The organism is Polaromonas sp., from assembly GCF_012927455.1.
Classification (GTDB): Bacteria; Pseudomonadota; Gammaproteobacteria; order Burkholderiales; family Burkholderiaceae_C; genus Polaromonas.
On sequence record NZ_JABBPE010000002.1, the window covers coordinates 90,567 to 106,843 of the forward strand.

The following is a 16,277-nucleotide window of genomic DNA, read 5'->3' on the forward strand; positions in this document are numbered from 1 at the left end:
AAATGGAAAAAGTTGAAAGGAAAAAAACAAACGGAGAAAAGCGAACGAAAAGCAGCGCTCCCCGTCCGCAGCATCAAACCGCCGATTCGTCTTCTTCGCCGGTGCGTATGCGCACCACGCGCTCGACGCTGGTGATGAAAATCTTGCCGTCACCAATCTTGCCAGTGCGCGCGGCGCGCACGATGGCGTCGACGCAGCGCTCGACGTCGTCGGTCTTCACCACCACCTCGACCTTGACCTTGGGTAAAAAATCAACCACATATTCGGCACCCCGGTAGAGCTCGGTGTGGCCCTTCTGTCGGCCAAAACCCTTGACTTCGGTCACGGTCAGGCCGGTGACGCCGCATTCGGCCAGCGCCTCGCGGACTTCTTCCAATTTGAAGGGCTTGAGGACAGCAGTAATTTGTTTCATTGAAAATCTCCGATGGTTTTAGATACTGAATTTGCGGCCACTAAAAGCTAAATTGCCAAACGCTGCTTCCAACATCACGTTCAGTTCAGGCGTGAAATTTGCTGGTAATAGGATAGCGCCAATCCTTGCCAAAGCTGCGGTGTGTGACCCGGATCCCGACCGGCGACTGGCGCCGCTTGTACTCGTTGATCCTGATCAGGCGCGCCACGCGCTCGACCAGCGCGCGCTCAAAGCCGGCCGCCACGATGGCTTCCACGCCTTGGTCGTTTTCCATGTAGCGCTCCAAAATGGCATCCAGCACATCATAGGGCGGCAGGCTGTCCTGGTCCGACTGGTCGGGGCGCAGTTCTGCGCTTGGCGGCCGGGTGATGATGCGCTCGGGGATGGGGTTGCTGCCGGTGCCGTACGGATCGTGGGCATTGCGCCAGCGCGCCAACCGGAACACGGTGGTCTTCAGCAGATCCTTGATGACGGCAAAGCCGCCCGCCATGTCGCCGTACAGCGTGCAGTAGCCGGTCGCCAGCTCGCTCTTGTTGCCGGTCGTCAGCACGATGGAGCCGAACTTGTTGGACAGCGCCATCAAGAACATCCCGCGAATGCGCGCCTGCAGGTTTTCCTCGGTGGTGTCTTCTTTGAGCCCCTTGAACTCGCCGGCCAACGAGGCCTTGAAGGCCTCAAATTCGGGAACGATGGAAATCTCGTCATAACGCACCTTGACGCGCCCGGCCATCTCGCGCGCATCCATCCACGAAATGTCGGCCGTATAGGGCGAGGGCATCATCACCGTGCGTACCTTGTCGGCGCCTAGCGCATCCACCGCGATGGCCAGTACCAGCGCAGAGTCGATGCCGCCGGACAGCCCCAGAATGGCGCCAGGAAAGCCATTCTTGCCGAGATAGTCGCGCACTCCCAGCACCAGCGCGTCCCACAGGTCAGCTTCCGGGCTGCGATCAGGGTCCGTGCTTGCTACTAATTTAATAGCTGCCTGCGCCCGTTCTGCCTGCACCAGGAACAAATTCTCCTGGAAACTGGGGGCTCGGCCAGCGAGCGCGCCATCGGCCTGCAGCGCAAACGAGTGGCCTTCGAAGACGATCTCGTCCTGCCCGCCCACCAAGTGGGCATAAACCAGCGGCAGCCCGGTCGCCAGTACGCGTTCGCGCATCATCAGTTCACGCTCGCCGCCCTTGCCGACATGAAATGGCGAGGCGTTGATCACCACCAGCAGCTCGGCCCCAGCGTTTTTGGCCAACCGCGCCGGCTCTTCAAACCAGGCGTCTTCGCAGATCAGCAGCCCGATGCTGAGGGCGTCGTCGCCCGCTTGGTCACCCCCCGCCTGGAACACGCAAATGCCCTGCCCCTGCGCGAAATAGCGGCGCTCGTCAAACACCTGGTAATTGGCCAGCTCGCGCTTGGCGTAGCTTGCAATGATGCGGCCTTCGCACAACACGCGGGCGGCGTTGTGGCGCTGTTGCACCGCCACGCTCTTGGTGCGCAGGCCCTTGCCGGCTAGTCCGTTCTGGCCTTCATCGCCGTTGGTTGGCGTGCCCACCACCACGCTCAGGCCTTTTAACCCGGCCAGCTCACGGGCCACCAGATTCACGGCATCATCACAGGCTTGGATGAAAGAAGGTCGCAGGAACAGATCTTCGGCCGCGTAGCCGCAAATCGCCAGCTCGGGGGTCAGCATCAGCCGCACGCCGTCCTGATAGGCGGTGCGGGCCGCGTCAATTATTTTTTGCGCATTGCCCGGCATGTCGCCGACGCAGAAGTTTAATTGGGCAACGCAAATTTTGAGTGACATGAAGAAACTGAGCCCCAAAAAACACCAGGAAAACACCAGGAAAACACCCTGGACACAAGTGAAAAACAACTCAAACGATTATGTCATCCGCGTACTGACTTCACCGCTGCAGGTCAATGGCGCGCAGTGGAACGCCCTGTTGGCCGCCCAGAACCCGGACGGCTCGCTGAACCCCTTCATGCGTCACGAGTATTTGGCCGCCCTGCATAGCAGCGGCAGCGCCACGCCAGCGACCGGCTGGACACCGCGCTTTGTAACGCTGTGGCAGGGCTCGGTGCTGGTCGGCGCCTGCGCGCTTTACATCAAGAAGCACTCCTACGGCGAGTACGTCTTTGACCATGCCTGGGCCCATGCCTACCAGCAGCACGGCCTGCCTTACTACCCCAAAGCCGTGGTCGCCGTGCCCTTCACCCCCGTGCCCGGCGCCCGCCTGCTGGCGCGCAACGCGGCCGAGCGCACGCTGCTGGTGAAAGCGCTGGTGGCCTGGTGCGAGGAGGAAAAGCTGTCGTCGCTGCACCTGCTGTTTACGGCGGATAAAGATGTGGCCGCCTGCGCAGAAGCGGGCTTGATGCTTCGCCATAACGTCCAGTTTCACTGGACAAATATTGCCCCCACGCTTGTTGCTTCGCGTACTGCGCTGCCCCCAGAGGGGGCTGAACCTGCTCGGGGCGGCCCAGCGCTGCGTTCGCCTGCCCCCACGCTTGTCGCTTCGCGTGCGTTAGGTGGTACGCTGCCCCTTTCTTCAGAAGATAGGGCGAATTTTTCTGGGGGCGGCCTGTCGGAAAATTCCTCCACAACCTCTTCTGCAGCGCCCGTAGCTTCCGGCTACCGCGACTTCGACGAATTCCTGATGTCGCTCAGCCAAGAAAAGCGCAAAAAAATCCGCCAGGAGCGCCGCAAGGTGTCTGATGCGGGCATCAGCTTTCGCTGGTCGCTGGGGCGCGACATCAGCAGCGCCGACTGGGACTTTTTTTACCGCTGTTACGAGCGCACCTATTACGAACACGGCAACGCGCCCTATCTGAGCCGCGACTTCTTCCAGCGCATGCAGGACAGCATGCCGGAGAACTGGCTGCTATTTGTGGCCGAACATCAGGGCACGCCGATTGCTACTAGTTTGATAGCTGTTAGCGCCCGTGCTGATTGGGCGACAGGCGAAATCGATGCTGAAAATCGGGATTTTGCAGCGATTACCCGGCCGATTCAACAGCTGACCGCCTACGGCCGCTACTGGGGCGCCCTCGCCCGTGTCGACTGCCTGCACTTTGAAGCCTGCTACTACCAACCCTTGGCTTGGTGCATTGAGCACGGCTACCAAAGCTTTGAAGGCGGCGCGCAAGGAGAGCACAAAATGGCGCGCGCCCTGCTGCCGGTCAAAACCACCAGCGCCCACTGGCTGGCGCATCCGGCGTTTGCCGACGCGGTAGAGCGCTTTCTGGAACGCGAAGGCGACGGCATCGCGAGCTACATGGAAGAGCTGGAACGGCGCAACCCGTTCAGGCAGGCGAGCAAACCCGATCAGGGCAACGCAGCCTGAACAGTTTGCTATTATATTGATAGCTTCTGGCGCCCGCTGCTATTGGGCTAGAGGCATATTTTATGGCCAAATGCGGTCGTTTTGGGTGCTTTTGGCCTTCGCGCAAGGCAAAATACGCCTGAGTCAGCGTCAGCCAGACTTCACCCCCTATTCACCCCGTATTCACACGCTTCTCCGCCTTCTTATGCGCGACATCACCGCCAACCCTTCCAGCGCCGCACCACCCAGCAACCCGCCTGTTTCAGCGCCTCTCACAGCAACTGCCGTAGCCCTCAGCCGCGCGCACGCCAAGCGCCTGCGCGAGATCTACCGCTCGGCTGGCTGGCCTTGCCAGGATCTGCTGGAAATCGACCTGCTCGCTGCCGGCTTGCTGCAGCGCATCGGCCAATCGGGCCACGAAACCCTGCGCGTCACCGATGCCGGTGTGGACTGGCTGGCCGCCACACTGCTGCGCAACCGCGCGGCGCTGTCGGCGCACGAAGCGCTGGTGGAGCGCGTCGCCTGCGAGATGGTGCGCGCCGGTCGCATCACCTGGCGCACGCTGGGCCTGCGCGCCCAGCTGCCGCCCGCCAGCGAAGGCGCCCCTGTGCGCTGGTGCATGGTGCGGCCCGATGTGTTTTCGATCCGCAACACCTCGGTAGCAAGCTATGTCGACCCAATCATTCACGAAATTAAAGTGCAGCGCTCTGACCTGCTGGGCGACTTGCGCCGCCCCGAAAAGCGCGCAGCCTACCTCGACCTGGGCGGTGAGTGCTGGTATGTGCTGGGCTGCGACGCCAAAGGCCGCAGCATAGGGGCGCCCGACGAGATTCCCGCAGAGTGCGGTGTGATGGTGATTCAGGCCGATCGCCTGATCGTTGCCCGTGCCGCGCCCAGAAGCTTGCGCCAGCAGCTGCCCTTTGCAGTCTGGATTGCGCTGGCCAAGGCCACGCCGGTGGCGGGGTTTGATGACGATGCGCAGGGCTTGCTGGGGGGATGTGCGCCATTGGGGAACGCGGCGGGTGAAGCAGGCGGGTGAAACCGGTTAGGGAAAGTGCGGATCACGCGGCGCGATGGGCCGTCAATCGCCATCCTTCGCCTGCTTCAGGTTCAATCAGGCGAGGTCAGGCGCAGGTTCGGCCCTGGGGTGGTTGACTTGTCCGAGGGTTCCACCAAGCAGACGCTCAAGCTTTTCGGCTGCGCCATGAATCGCCTGATCCAGCGTGGGTGCCAGGTGCGACACGGCCACAGCGGGCTTGCCGACGGGCCGTGCTTCGAGCATGCACTTCTTGTCGTCGCCATGAGATTTGTGGCTGCTTTCGTCGCTAAGGTGCGCTTCCACACGCGTAATCTGTGCGCCGAAACGGCGCAGCCTTGTATCAAGGGCCGTCTTGACAAAAAGAGCCAGGCGCTCTCCGCCCTCGATGTTTTTGTCGGTGTTGACTTGAACTTGCATGTTGCGTTTTCCTTGTATTAAAAGATGGTGCGTTGTCACAGCGCAAGGAGTGTCGGGTAGCTTGAGTTTTCATCCTAACCCAAACGCAAAGCGGCTTTCCCGCTTAACCCTGACAGCAGCAGATTGCATTACCCCGGCCGAATATCTTGCGACCCCATTCACTCATCCACCTGTCCACAGCGCCGGTTTCGTGACCCGAGGCAGTGGCGATTTTTCATTTCGCCTCGTCAACCATCTGGATGGTTTTTTCCTCCACTTCCCTGGCGACCTGGACCAAGGCAGGATCCTGCGACAGCGCCGAAAGCATTTTGACTGGCGTGATCAGACCGATCTTGGTTTTGCCCTTCTCGGTGAACACCGAGATACGACACGGCAGCGCCATGTTCAGCCGCATGTCGGCGGCCAGAACTTTTGCCGCCTGCTTGGGGTTGCAGACTTCAAAAACCTTGCATTGCTCGTCAAAGGCAATGCCCTTGCTGCGCAGCGTGTTGCCCAGGTCGTGCACATGCAGCACGCCGAAGTCATGGCGTTTGACCGCCGCATCCAGGTCGGCTGAGGCCTGCTCAAATGATTTGCCGGTTTCAACGATGTAGTACATGAATTTCCTTTGTGTTTGTGCTGACACGGACCCGATACCGATACCGATACCAGTATTGATATCCGGGGACGACCAATGGTCACCAACAATTGGCGCCTGTCACACAAGCAAGGCTGCCAAGCTGTAACTTTAACTGCAACTCTGGCTGTAACACCGCATTCCTATAATGCAACAGGCACAACAATTGCATTGTTGTTAACCCTAGGGAAGTGCGGAATAAGTCCGCACTTTCTTGTATTTCAACTCAAACCAAAGGTCTTCATCGTATGAACCCGCGTCTTCTGGCCATAGCGGCCCTTGCAGCCAGCTCATTTGTCCTCGCCGCTTGCGGCAAATCCGATCAACCAGGGACAAGCAGCCAGGCGCAGCCAGCCGCACCACAGGCCGCCGCATCGCAGGCTGCCGAAGCAGCTGCAACGCAAATGCCTAGCGCCGTGGGCGGCGCGGAAGTTAAATCCGATAAGCTGGTGGTACAGGGACTGGCCTCGCAAATTCCCGCCGCCTGGACACCAACCCCACTGAGTAGCACCATGCGCGTGGCCCAGTTCGGCTTGCCCGCCGTAGCGGGCGCAGAGCCCGGCGAAGTCGCGGTCTACTTTTTCCCTGTGGGGCAAGGCGGCAGCCAAGAGGCCAACATTGAGCGCTGGTCCTCACAATTTACCGGCGCCGACGGCAAGCCTGTAGCGCCAGCAACCAGCAAAAGCAAGAGCGGCGATATTGAAGTCACGGTGGTGGAACTGCAGGGCTCTTATGCCCGCGGCGTCGGCATGGGTCCAAGCGGCGATGCCAAGCCGGATCAGACGCTGATGGTTGCCATGACCGAAGCGCCTGCCGGCCGCATCACGATGCAGATGTATGGCCCGAACAAGACCGTGGCGGCCCAGCGCGACAACTTCATCAAGCTGGCCAAGGGCTTCCGCCCGGCTTGATAGCGGCACAACGCCGCGCAAGTTGTGCGTCGCTGCCAACACGTCAGTCGGCGCCTACCTTCGCTAAGCTTGCGGTCTGATACCCCGTGCGCCACCGCTAACTCAGAGTGAGGTTTTATTTCACTAATACCGAAGGACAACCTCATGAACCACGCAATTGCAAGCATGCAGCCCTGCATTGAGGCCTGCACCGAATGCCATCAAATCTGCCTGCAAACCGCCATGACGCACTGCTTGCAGCTTGGCGGAAAGCACGTGGAGCCCAAGCATTTCGCGCTGATGCTCAACTGTGCGGAAATCTGCCAGACCTCGGCCAACTTCCAGCTCAGTGGTTCGCAATTTGTACCCAAGCTGTGCGCACTGTGCGCAGAGATTTGCGAAGCCTGCGCCGTCAGCTGTGAAGCCGTCGGCGACATGGACGAGTGTGCTGCCGCCTGCCGAAAGTGCGCTCAAAGCTGCACCAGCATGGCCGCGGTTTAGGACTTCGTAAACCGATAAGCAACCCATGAAAAAAGCGCCTTCAGACTGATCTGGAGGCGCTTTGAGGTAATAATCAGTTTTTATTGTGCTATCTAATCTGTAGCGATCTGCGCCGGAACCTATTGGGCTACAGCACTAAAACACCCGAAATAAGGCGAAATCGGGTGAAATCAATAATAAATTAGCTCTTATTGGCTTTCATGTAATTGGCCATGCCGTCGGTGATTTCCTTCTTGGCTGCGTCGGGGCCTTCCCACCCTGCAATCTTGACCCATTTGCCTTCTTCCAGATCCTTGTAGTGTTCAAAGAAATGGGCAATGGTTTTCAGGCGCAAGGGGTTCATGTCTTCCGGTTTTTGCCAGTGGGTGTAAAGCGAGCACTTCTTGTCAATCGGCACGGCCAGCACCTTGCCGTCTTCGCCGGCTTCGTCGGTCATCTTCAAAATGCCAATCACGCGGCAAGTTACCACCACGCCAGGAATCAGCGGCACCGGGGTAATCACCAGCACATCCACCGGGTCGCCGTCACCACTGAGCGTCTTCGGCACATAACCGTAGTTGGTCGGGTAGTGCATGGACGTGCTCATAAAGCGGTCCACAAAAATCGCGCCGGACTCTTTGTCGACTTCATATTTCACCGGGTCGGCGTTCATCGGGATTTCGATAATCACGTTGAAAGACTCAGGCGCGTTTTTTCCGGGGGTAACGTTATCTAATGACATGGTCGTTTTGGGTTGAGGAAATGAAGTTAGAAAAGGAAAAGAAAAAGGGATGAGTAAAGCAAAAACCGTGGCTTTTTTGCCTGAACCTTGGTAATTACCCTCATTTTACCGTTTCAGACCTCGCCGGGCGCTAAGTTGTCACGTTTTCGCGGTAAATTTAGAGGGTTGGCCAATCGTCTCTACGCGAGCAACGAGGAAGCAACGCAGCGGGGGTGCCGCTAGCGTGGCGCCCCCTCCAAGCGAAAAAACAAACGTAGGAGCTTTCTATGATTGGCAACTCAGCGCTCATTTTGGCGCTAGCGTGCGGACTAATTGCGGTGATTTACGGCATTTGGGCACGCAGCTGGATTCTTTCCCAAGACGCAGGCAATGCGCGCATGCAGGAAATTGCTGCAGCAATTCAGACCGGCGCTGCCGCTTACTTAGCGCGGCAGTACAAAACCATCGCCATCGTCGGCGTCATTCTGGCCGTATTGATCGGCGTCTTTCTTGACGGCAAAACTGCCATCGGCTTCGTGGTCGGCGCAGTGCTGTCAGGCGCCTGCGGCTTCATCGGCATGAATGTCTCGGTGCGCGCCAATGTGCGCACCGCGCAGGCGGCCACGCGCGGCATCGGCCCCGCACTTGACGTCGCTTTTCGCGGCGGCGCCATCACCGGCATGCTGGTGGTGGGGTTGGGGCTTTTGGGCGTCACCGCGTTCTTCTGGTTTCTGGTTGGCAACGGCAACTACACGCCCGACCGCAAGCTGGCCGATCTGCTCAATCCGCTGATCGGTTTTGCTTTTGGCGCTTCGCTGATCTCGATCTTTGCGCGACTGGGCGGCGGCATTTTCACCAAGGGCGCTGACGTCGGCGCCGACCTGGTTGGCAAGGTTGAAGCCGGTATTCCCGAAGATGACCCGCGCAATCCGGCCGTGATTGCCGATAACGTCGGCGACAACGTCGGCGACTGCGCCGGCATGGCCGCCGACCTGTTTGAAACCTATGCCGTGACGCTGATTGCCACCATGGTGCTGGGCGCCCTGCTGGTCGCCTCCGCGCCAGTCAACGCCGTGCTGTATCCGCTGGCTTTGGCGGCCGTGTCCATCGTCGCATCCATCATTGGCTGCTCCTTTGTGAAGGCCTCGCCCGGCATGCGCAACGTGATGCCGGCCTTGTACAAGGGCCTGGCGATTGCCGGCGTGCTGTCGCTGATCGCGTTTTACTTTGTCACAACCTGGCTGATCCCCGACAACGCCATCACCGCCAGCGGCAGCCAGATGCGGCTGTATGGCGCCTGCGCCGTCGGCCTGGTGCTGACGGCCGCGCTGGTCTGGGTGACCGAGTACTACACCGGCACGCAGTACGCGCCGGTCAAGCACATTGCGCAAGCCTCCACCACCGGCCACGGCACCAACATCATTGCCGGTCTGGGCGTCTCCATGCGTTCCACCGCCTGGCCTGTGGTGTTTGTATGTGCCGCCATTTTGGTGTCGTACAACCTGGCTGGCCTGTATGGCATTGCGATTGCCGCGACCTCCATGCTCAGCATGGCCGGTATCGTGGTGGCACTGGACGCCTACGGCCCCATCACCGACAACGCCGGCGGCATTGCCGAGATGGCCGACATGCCGCCCAGCGTGCGTGACATCACTGACCCGCTCGATGCCGTGGGCAACACCACCAAGGCCGTCACCAAAGGCTACGCGATCGGCTCAGCCGGTCTGGCCGCGCTGGTGCTATTTGCCGACTACACCCACAAGTTAGAGAGCTACGGCCGCGCCATCAGCTTTGACCTGAGCGACCCGATGGTCATCGTCGGCCTCTTTATCGGTGGCCTGATTCCCTACCTGTTTGGTGCCATGGCGATGGAAGCCGTGGGCCGCGCCGCCGGTGCCGTGGTGGTTGAAGTGCGCCGCCAGTTCAAGGAGATCCCCGGCATCATGGAAGGCACGGCCAAGCCGGAGTATGGCCGCGCAGTCGACATGCTGACCACCGCAGCCATCAAGGAAATGATCATTCCTTCGCTGCTGCCGGTGGTGGTGCCAATTCTGGTCGGTCTGCTGCTAGGCCCCAAGGCGCTGGGCGGTTTGCTGATGGGCACCATCGTCACCGGCCTGTTCGTGGCGATCTCGATGTGCACCGGCGGGGGTGCCTGGGACAACGCCAAAAAGTATATTGAAGACGGTAATCACGGCGGCAAGGGCTCCGAGGCGCACAAGGCCGCCGTCACCGGCGACACCGTAGGCGACCCCTACAAAGACACCGCTGGCCCGGCCATCAATCCGCTGATCAAGATCATCAACATCGTCGCGCTGCTGATCGTGCCGCTGGTGATGAAGTTCCACGGTGGCGTGGAGGCGGCACCGCTGACGCCGGTGGCCGCACCGGCGTCAATCAGCGCGCCGGCCAGCACCGTCATGGCGCCCGCCATGCCCGCGCCAGCGCCCAAGCAGGCGCCTGACGCAGCCGCAACCCCCACCCCGGCGCCTGCTGCTTCCAGATAAAGGCAAGCGCTTTCAGTCAAAAAGCCCGCTTCAGCGGGCTTTTTTTGTTGCTGCGGGACGCCTCAAAGCAGGTCTGCGCGCAGCGGCCAGCGAATGCGTTCCAGCCTTCATTTCAATGACAAATTGTGCTGTAGCCCAATCAGTACGGGCGCTAGTAGCTATCAAATAAATAGCTGCCAACGCCCGTATCTATTGGGCTAGAGGCCAATTTGATGCTTAAAATCCAAACCAGAGCACTCGCTTCAGCGCCTGGCCAGCAGCGGCCGCAGCAACTGCCGCCACCACGACAAACGGCCTTGCGTGCGGCCACGCCAAGCCAGCAGCTCTTGCAGCGCCTGCTCGGGCGTGCAGCGCCGGCGACTCTCGCAACTGACGTAGACCGGGTAGAGCAGCAAGGCGCCAGCCACCAGTTCGTCGAGCGTCAGGCGCCGGGTGCGCCGGGGATGGACGTGGCTGTCGTGCGTCAAGCCCCATCCGGCATAAAACGGCTGACCGTAGCAAAACACCGGCTTGTGGCGCAGCAAGGCCTCGAAGCCGGTGAGCGAGCTCATGACATGCACCTCATCCACCACAGGAAACAGCTGGCCCGGCGAGCCCTGCGTCAGCACCTCGTCGGCCCACTGGCGGGCCTGCTCTTCCTGGCTGCCGCTGCGGCGAAGCCCGGCTACCACGTCCGGGTGCGGCTTGTAGACCAGCCAGGCGTCGGGCCGGGCGCGCCGCACCGCCTGCAGCAGCGCCATGTTGCTGCGAATATCCAGGGTGCCGGTGGCAATCGATGCATCGGTTTCGACCTGGCCAATCACCAGCGCCACGGTCCGCGCGCAATCAGGACGGCGCCATGGCGCCTGGTCTGCCTGGTCCAGGTTGTATTTGCTCAGGCCCGACTGCACCACCTGCTGGCGCAAGACGCCGGCGCGCTGCGTTGAAGCTTCGCTAAAAATTGTGGTTTGCAGCAGCGTTTCCATGTCGCTGGGGCTGCGCGCATCGTAGTAAATGCCCCGCGTGTCCAGCACCCATGAGATCGGGCGGATCAGATCAGCACCCAGGCCGACCGAGCGCAGAAACCCGTCTTCCAGCCGCACCACCCGCACCTGCCCGGCCACATCAGCGGGCACGGCGGCACTGCCCCACAGCAGCAGATCTGCGCCGGCGGGCACGTCCGCGCCGCGCGAGATAAAACGGACATCAGCGCGGCCGGTAAAGTCGCGCACAAGCGCGCGCTTACGCCACGAGAAGCCGTGGGCCACCACGACGGCGCGCCATTGAACCGCGCTGCCAAACTGCGTCATGCCAGCTGTTCCAGCAAACGTTCTACTTGACCGAAGTGCTGGTCCCAGGTCGGCACGCTAAAGCCCTGCAGTCGCTGCAGCTGCGCAGCACGCCGGGCGCCGGCGGTCTCGGTGTAGTCCAGCACCGCCTGCCCCCAGCCAATACCATCAACAGGATTCAAAAAATCCGGTATGTCGCCGGCGATTTCCCGAAACACGGAAAGATTGCTTGCCACAACGGGTGTGCCCAGCATCAAGGCCTCCACCAGCGGCATGCCGTAACCTTCAACAAAAGACGGAAACAGCAAGGCCTGCGCGTGATGCAGGTAGCGCGCCAAGTCGGCATCCGTGCAAGCGGCCACCTCATGCAGAACCGGCCGAATCACCTCGCAGCGCTCCAGCATGTCCAGCACGTTTTCGCATTCCCAGCCGCGCTGACCAATCACCACGAGGTGTGGGCAGGCATCGCCCAGGCGTTGCACCAGCTCGCGCCAGACGTTGAGCAGCAGCAAGTGGTTTTTGCGCGGCTCTAGGGTGCCCAGCACCACAAAATAGGGCCGGCTCAGCGGCGACGCAGTCTGCGTGGTCGCGCCTGCTGGCAAAGGCGCAGACGCCAGTTTGGCGACCACGGCGGGCGGCATGGGCAAGCCCTGGCAGCGCGCAAAGTCGGCCATCGCGTCGAGCGTGAATTGGGAATTTCCGATCACCGCGGCGCCGGTTTGCAGCATGGTCTGCATGCGCCTGACGTGCAGCGCCTGCTCGCCGGCACGGCAATATTCCGGATGGCTGATGGGAATCAAGTCATGCACGAAATAAATCGGCTTTTGGCCGGAAACGCCAAGCCACCGGGCAAAGCCGCGCCCTTCCACGCCGGAATGACCGAGGTAAAACCCCAGTTTGCCGGCTGTCTTTTGCGCCGGCCAAGGCGGCAGAAACGCTCTAGCCAAAACGCGCGCCATTCGAAACGCCAGGTCGGGTGGAGGCGCCAGTAACAGCGCAAACAGCGCTTGCGACTCCCGGTACGCCAGCACGCGACGCCAGTTGCCCATCAGCAGCACCGCTTGGGCGCGCTCACCCCAGCGCGCAACGTAGGCCAGACAGACGCGGTCAACCCCCGTCGGCAAGCGCCCCCGCAAGGCACGCCTGAGCAGGCGACTGATGTCAATAAAAACCTCAGCCTTCACAAACTGGTCCGGCTTAATTCGGATTCAAGGCGCGCACGCCGGCAACAGGCGCCACCACCGAACCGATGATGTTGAGGAACTTCTGCAGTTCTGCCGCAGGCGCGTTCGTGACAAACATCACGTCCTTGTTCCGAATCGGAAAGCCTTGCGCCACAAAGAAGGTGGCGGGGTCTTTCAGGTCGACGCGGTAGACCACGGGGATTTTCCCCTCTGGCGTGGTCTGCACGCCGGAATCAGCTTTCAAACCCAAGGCGGCCGGATCCTCGAACCTGAAAACGAACACACCTCTAGCGTCGGCCCGCGCATCCTGCAGACCACCGGCGCGGGCCAGCGCCTGCGCCAGCGTGATCCCCTGCGCTTCGAAATTCATCTCTTCGTTCTTGCCGGTCGCACCCAGCACCGTGAAGCTCAACGGCTGATGCAGGGCCGTCACCACGTCGCCCGATTGCAAGACGATGTTTTGCAGCGGGTCCTTGATGATCGTCTCCAGCGGCAGCGCCTGCACCGAAGTGCCGCGCGTGATCTGCACCGTCATCTTGCCAACCGGCTGACGCACACCGCCGGCCGCCGCCACGGCATCGAGCAGGCGCTCACCCTTGGCCGTCAACGGCATGCGCGCGTTGGTGTTGAACTCCCCCACGACCGTCACATTGGAGGTGGCATTGCGGATCACACGCACCAGCACCTGCGGCATATTGGCCTTGCCCTTGAGGAGGCGCACCACATCGGCTTCTATTTGCTGCGGTGAGCGCCCGGCGGCCTGCACCGCGCCGGCAAACGGCACATTGATTTTCCCTGCACTGTTGACCATCTGCTCGGGCAAGGCCGTGACGCGCGACGCTGCCGCGCCCGCACGCGGATCAAGCACACCAGAACCGAAAAGGCTGGCTGGCGGCGCCTCCCAGATCGAGATTTCCAGCACGTCACCGGCACCCACGACAAATCCGGCCGCTGGCGTGGCACCCAGTGTTTCCGAAAACAGCCGGCGCTGCTGGCTTGCCGCCACCCGGCGCGCCACTACGTCGGTTACCTCGACCACCTGAACGCCCGACAGATTCTGCGCATTTTGCGCATTCGCGACGTTGGCTGAATTGTTCACCTGCTCTGCGCTGGGCCCTGCAGAGGGCAACCAGCCGGGATAGGTACTGCAACCTGCCAACAACAGGCTAGAAATCAGTGCCGATGCCAGGCCCAGCAGGCTGCAAGGTACCTCACGCGCAGAGGCAAAACGCCCTGCTTCATTGTCTTTTTTCATCTCAATCAGTCCTTTTTGATTCAATTTGGCTACCCGCTAGCCGCAGGAGGCCGCGCGCCGGTAGACCTTCACGGTCTCGCTAACGCAGCGTTGCCAGGTATAAGAAGCGGCCACGGCCAGCCCTGCGGCGGTCGCGTGCAGTCGCCATGCTTCATCAGTGAGGCTTATTTCCAGGGCCGCGGCAAAGTCAGCGATGTCGTCTGGCTCGGCCGTCAACGCAGCCCCCTGGGTGATCTCCGGCAGGCACGATTGCCCCGATACCACCACAGGAACGCCACAGGCCATCGCCTCAATCGGAGGTAAGCCAAAGCCCTCGTAGGTGGAGGGGAAGACAAAAACCACAGCACCGGCATACAGCGCGGGCAAATCACACTCGGGCACGTAGCCCAAATACCGCACCCAACCCTGCGCCGTGCCGCGCCGTATCTTCTCTTGCAGCGCCTCACTGAGCCAGCCGCGGCTGCCCACCAGCATGAGCGGGAACGCGCACCGCAATGCTGCTGGAAGATATTCCCATGCACTCAGCAGTTGTTCGATCTTCTTGCGCGGCTCCAGCGTGGATACACACAAGGCATAGGCGCCAAATACCAAACCATAGGTAAGCAGCTGACTGGTGATCTCATGGCCAAGGCGGGGCGCGTAAGCGGCCGACACTCCCAAAGGCACTGCCGTGACCCGGCTGGCAGCCAGACCGGTAAAGGCCATCACCTCGGCGCGGGTGGTTTGTGAATCGGTAATGACATGAACCGACTGCGCCAGGGAACGCGAGAAGTCACGCTCGAAATGTCGTACCCGCTCCGCTGGATGCGTCTCGGGGAACTTGAACACCGACAAGTCATGCACCGTGATGACACCCTTGTCGGCACAGGCCGGAATAAAAAAGTTGGGACCATGAAAGACATGACCGCGACACGCGCGCGACACGCCCCACTCACGCGCCCAGCGTGGCGGCTTGAACATGCTGCGCGCGGCTGGTTTGGCGCAGCCTTCTGGCGCGCGCACCAGCTTGCCCAGGTCATTAACCCAGCGCCCGGCGCGGTAAAACCTCACATCGCGCATCCCGTCGTGCCCGGGCAAACCCTGCGCGAGTTCCCAGGTGTAGCGGCCAATGCCCGTGAGCCCGGGGGCCAGCGCATCAACGGACAGGACCAGCTTCAAACGCTGGCCTCTAGCATCCAGCGCAGGGTGTCAGCCAACGCAATGGGCGGCAACGCGCCAATGGCCGACTCAAGTTCGGCGTTGCTGCCCAGCAGCAGCTTGACCTCGTTTTGACGCACGAATGCGGGGTTGACCCGCACTTCAAACGGGTGGCCGGAAATCTTCCGCACCATTGATAGAACCTCATTGAGCGTCCAGGCCCGCCCTGAGGACACATTGAAGGTCTGCCCCAGCACCATTGCGGCATCGGCCTGCAGCAAACGGCAGTAGCACTGCACCACCGTGCGCACATCCGAAAAATCTCGCGCCACTTCCAGGTTGCCCAGCTCAATCAGCGGCGCGCGGCGGCGCACGTGGTTCACGATCTTAGGGATCAAAAAACTCTCGGACTGACCAACGCCGGTGTAGTTGAAGGGCCGGACCAGTACCATCGGCAGGCGCTCGGCATAGAGCCGCGCCACATACTCCATCGCCAGCTTGCTTACGGCGTAGTCATTGGCCGGCGCTGCGGGTGTCGACTCATCAAGCACACCGCCCACCGAGTTGCCATAGACGTTGGCACTGCTGGCCAGCAGGACTTTTTCAATCGGCGCCTTGCCTTGCACCAGCGCCTCAAGCAAGTTGCGCGTGCCCACCACGTTGGTTCGGTACAGGGCGTCCACATCGCCATGCGCCACAAAGGCGATGGCGGCCAGGTGGACCACCTGCTGCGGCTGCACCTCTTGCACCACCGCCGTCAGCCGGGCCGCATCCGACAGATCGGCCACGTGCAGCTTCGCCACGCTGGCCACGCCATCGGCTAGCGGCTTGTGCACTGTGCCGTGCACTTCGTAGCCAGCGCGCTGCAGTTCATTGGCCAGATAACGGCCGGTAAACCCATCGGCACCGGTTATCAGGATTTTTTTCATCTCACACTCCAAAATTAGTGAGGCGCCAAGCACCCCTGGTAGGTTAGGCCGGTCGGGCACGCACCGGTAGCGCCCGCGCACGGACTGCATTTGATTCTGCGTTGC

15 protein-coding genes are annotated in these 16,277 nt (G+C 61.2%); 5 read left to right on the top strand and 10 right to left on the bottom strand.

Annotated elements, in window-relative coordinates:
• Positions 1–73 precede the first annotated feature (73 nt).
• Positions 74–412, bottom strand: a complete 339-nt coding sequence (locus tag HHJ18_RS01010; RefSeq protein WP_296910644.1) for a P-II family nitrogen regulator — start codon at positions 410–412, stop codon at positions 74–76.
• A gap of 85 nt (positions 413–497) precedes the next feature.
• Positions 498–2,213: an NAD+ synthase gene (locus HHJ18_RS01015; protein ID WP_296910646.1), complete on the bottom strand. Its 1,716-nt coding sequence runs from the start codon at positions 2,211–2,213 to the stop codon at positions 498–500.
• 58 nt (positions 2,214–2,271) lie between these two features.
• On the opposite strand from HHJ18_RS01015, the gene HHJ18_RS01020 reads away from it, so the two are divergent.
• A complete protein-coding gene (locus HHJ18_RS01020; RefSeq protein WP_296910649.1) occupies positions 2,272–3,750 on the top strand; it encodes a GNAT family N-acetyltransferase in 1,479 nt (492 codons plus the stop codon).
• Between the two features lie 184 nt (positions 3,751–3,934).
• Positions 3,935–4,768, top strand: a complete 834-nt coding sequence (locus HHJ18_RS01025; RefSeq protein WP_296910651.1) for a hypothetical protein — start codon at positions 3,935–3,937, stop codon at positions 4,766–4,768.
• A 75-nt stretch (positions 4,769–4,843) separates the two neighbouring features.
• Here HHJ18_RS01025 and HHJ18_RS01030 read toward each other — a convergent pair whose 3' ends face one another.
• A complete protein-coding gene (locus HHJ18_RS01030) occupies positions 4,844–5,185 on the bottom strand; it encodes an HPF/RaiA family ribosome-associated protein (RefSeq protein ID WP_296910653.1) in 342 nt (113 codons plus the stop codon).
• A 214-nt stretch (positions 5,186–5,399) separates the two neighbouring features.
• A complete protein-coding gene (locus tag HHJ18_RS01035) occupies positions 5,400–5,783 on the bottom strand; it encodes a DUF302 domain-containing protein (RefSeq protein WP_296910655.1) in 384 nt (127 codons plus the stop codon).
• Positions 5,784–6,049: 266 nt separating this feature from the next.
• On the opposite strand from HHJ18_RS01035, the gene HHJ18_RS01040 reads away from it, so the two are divergent.
• A complete protein-coding gene (locus tag HHJ18_RS01040; protein ID WP_296910657.1) occupies positions 6,050–6,712 on the top strand; it encodes a hypothetical protein in 663 nt (220 codons plus the stop codon).
• Between the two features lie 144 nt (positions 6,713–6,856).
• The gene (locus HHJ18_RS01045) at positions 6,857–7,192 is read left to right on the top strand and encodes a four-helix bundle copper-binding protein (RefSeq protein WP_296910659.1); all 336 of its coding nucleotides are present in this window, start codon (positions 6,857–6,859) and stop codon (positions 7,190–7,192) included.
• A gap of 181 nt (positions 7,193–7,373) precedes the next feature.
• Here the strand turns inward: HHJ18_RS01045 and ppa are convergent, their stop codons facing one another.
• The gene (ppa, locus tag HHJ18_RS01050) at positions 7,374–7,913 is read right to left on the bottom strand and encodes an inorganic diphosphatase (RefSeq protein ID WP_296910661.1); all 540 of its coding nucleotides are present in this window, start codon (positions 7,911–7,913) and stop codon (positions 7,374–7,376) included.
• A gap of 266 nt (positions 7,914–8,179) precedes the next feature.
• Between ppa and HHJ18_RS01055 the strand changes: the two genes are divergently transcribed.
• Positions 8,180–10,399 carry a sodium-translocating pyrophosphatase gene (locus tag HHJ18_RS01055; RefSeq protein WP_296910663.1) on the top strand — a complete coding sequence of 740 codons (2,220 nt, stop codon included), beginning with the start codon at positions 8,180–8,182 and terminating at the stop codon, positions 10,397–10,399.
• Positions 10,400–10,641: 242 nt separating this feature from the next.
• Here HHJ18_RS01055 and HHJ18_RS01060 read toward each other — a convergent pair whose 3' ends face one another.
• From HHJ18_RS01060 to HHJ18_RS01080, 5 genes are read right to left on the bottom strand one after another with little or no spacing between them, the layout of a single operon-like run.
• Positions 10,642–11,688, bottom strand: coding sequence for a beta-3-deoxy-D-manno-oct-2-ulosonic acid transferase (locus tag HHJ18_RS01060; protein ID WP_296910666.1), 1,047 nt, complete (start codon positions 11,686–11,688; stop codon positions 10,642–10,644).
• Positions 11,685–12,851, bottom strand: coding sequence for a glycosyltransferase family 1 protein (locus HHJ18_RS01065; protein ID WP_296910668.1), 1,167 nt, complete (start codon positions 12,849–12,851; stop codon positions 11,685–11,687). Before HHJ18_RS01065 ends, HHJ18_RS01060 begins: the two co-directional genes overlap by 4 nt.
• Positions 12,852–12,864: 13 nt before the next feature.
• Positions 12,865–14,106, bottom strand: a complete 1,242-nt coding sequence (locus tag HHJ18_RS01070; RefSeq protein WP_296910670.1) for a polysaccharide biosynthesis/export family protein — start codon at positions 14,104–14,106, stop codon at positions 12,865–12,867.
• Between the two features lie 36 nt (positions 14,107–14,142).
• Positions 14,143–15,264 (bottom strand): glycosyltransferase family 1 protein, encoded by a 1,122-nt coding sequence (locus tag HHJ18_RS01075; RefSeq protein ID WP_296910671.1) that lies wholly within the window; start codon positions 15,262–15,264, stop codon positions 14,143–14,145.
• Positions 15,261–16,172, bottom strand: a complete 912-nt coding sequence (locus HHJ18_RS01080) for a GDP-mannose 4,6-dehydratase (protein ID WP_296910673.1) — start codon at positions 16,170–16,172, stop codon at positions 15,261–15,263. Before HHJ18_RS01080 ends, HHJ18_RS01075 begins: the two co-directional genes overlap by 4 nt.
• Positions 16,173–16,277: the final 105 nt, after the last annotated feature.

What these genes read in the sequence shown, in the direction of transcription:
- ppa (WP_296910661.1), bottom strand. Translation starts at nt 7,913, where the DNA reads ATGTCATTAGATAACGTTACCCCCGGAAAAAACGCGCCTGAGTCTTTC.
- HHJ18_RS01015 (WP_296910646.1), bottom strand. Translation starts at nt 2,213, where the DNA reads ATGTCACTCAAAATTTGCGTTGCCCAATTAAACTTCTGCGTCGGCGAC.
- HHJ18_RS01070 (WP_296910670.1), bottom strand. Translation starts at nt 14,106, where the DNA reads ATGAAAAAAGACAATGAAGCAGGGCGTTTTGCCTCTGCGCGTGAGGTA.
- HHJ18_RS01025 (WP_296910651.1), top strand. Translation starts at nt 3,935, where the DNA reads ATGCGCGACATCACCGCCAACCCTTCCAGCGCCGCACCACCCAGCAAC.
- HHJ18_RS01060 (WP_296910666.1), bottom strand. Translation starts at nt 11,688, where the DNA reads ATGACGCAGTTTGGCAGCGCGGTTCAATGGCGCGCCGTCGTGGTGGCC.
- HHJ18_RS01045 (WP_296910659.1), top strand. Translation starts at nt 6,857, where the DNA reads ATGAACCACGCAATTGCAAGCATGCAGCCCTGCATTGAGGCCTGCACC.
- HHJ18_RS01055 (WP_296910663.1), top strand. Translation starts at nt 8,180, where the DNA reads ATGATTGGCAACTCAGCGCTCATTTTGGCGCTAGCGTGCGGACTAATT.
- HHJ18_RS01035 (WP_296910655.1), bottom strand. Translation starts at nt 5,783, where the DNA reads ATGTACTACATCGTTGAAACCGGCAAATCATTTGAGCAGGCCTCAGCC.
- HHJ18_RS01040 (WP_296910657.1), top strand. Translation starts at nt 6,050, where the DNA reads ATGAACCCGCGTCTTCTGGCCATAGCGGCCCTTGCAGCCAGCTCATTT.
- HHJ18_RS01080 (WP_296910673.1), bottom strand. Translation starts at nt 16,172, where the DNA reads ATGAAAAAAATCCTGATAACCGGTGCCGATGGGTTTACCGGCCGTTAT.
- HHJ18_RS01030 (WP_296910653.1), bottom strand. Translation starts at nt 5,185, where the DNA reads ATGCAAGTTCAAGTCAACACCGACAAAAACATCGAGGGCGGAGAGCGC.
- HHJ18_RS01010 (WP_296910644.1), bottom strand. Translation starts at nt 412, where the DNA reads ATGAAACAAATTACTGCTGTCCTCAAGCCCTTCAAATTGGAAGAAGTC.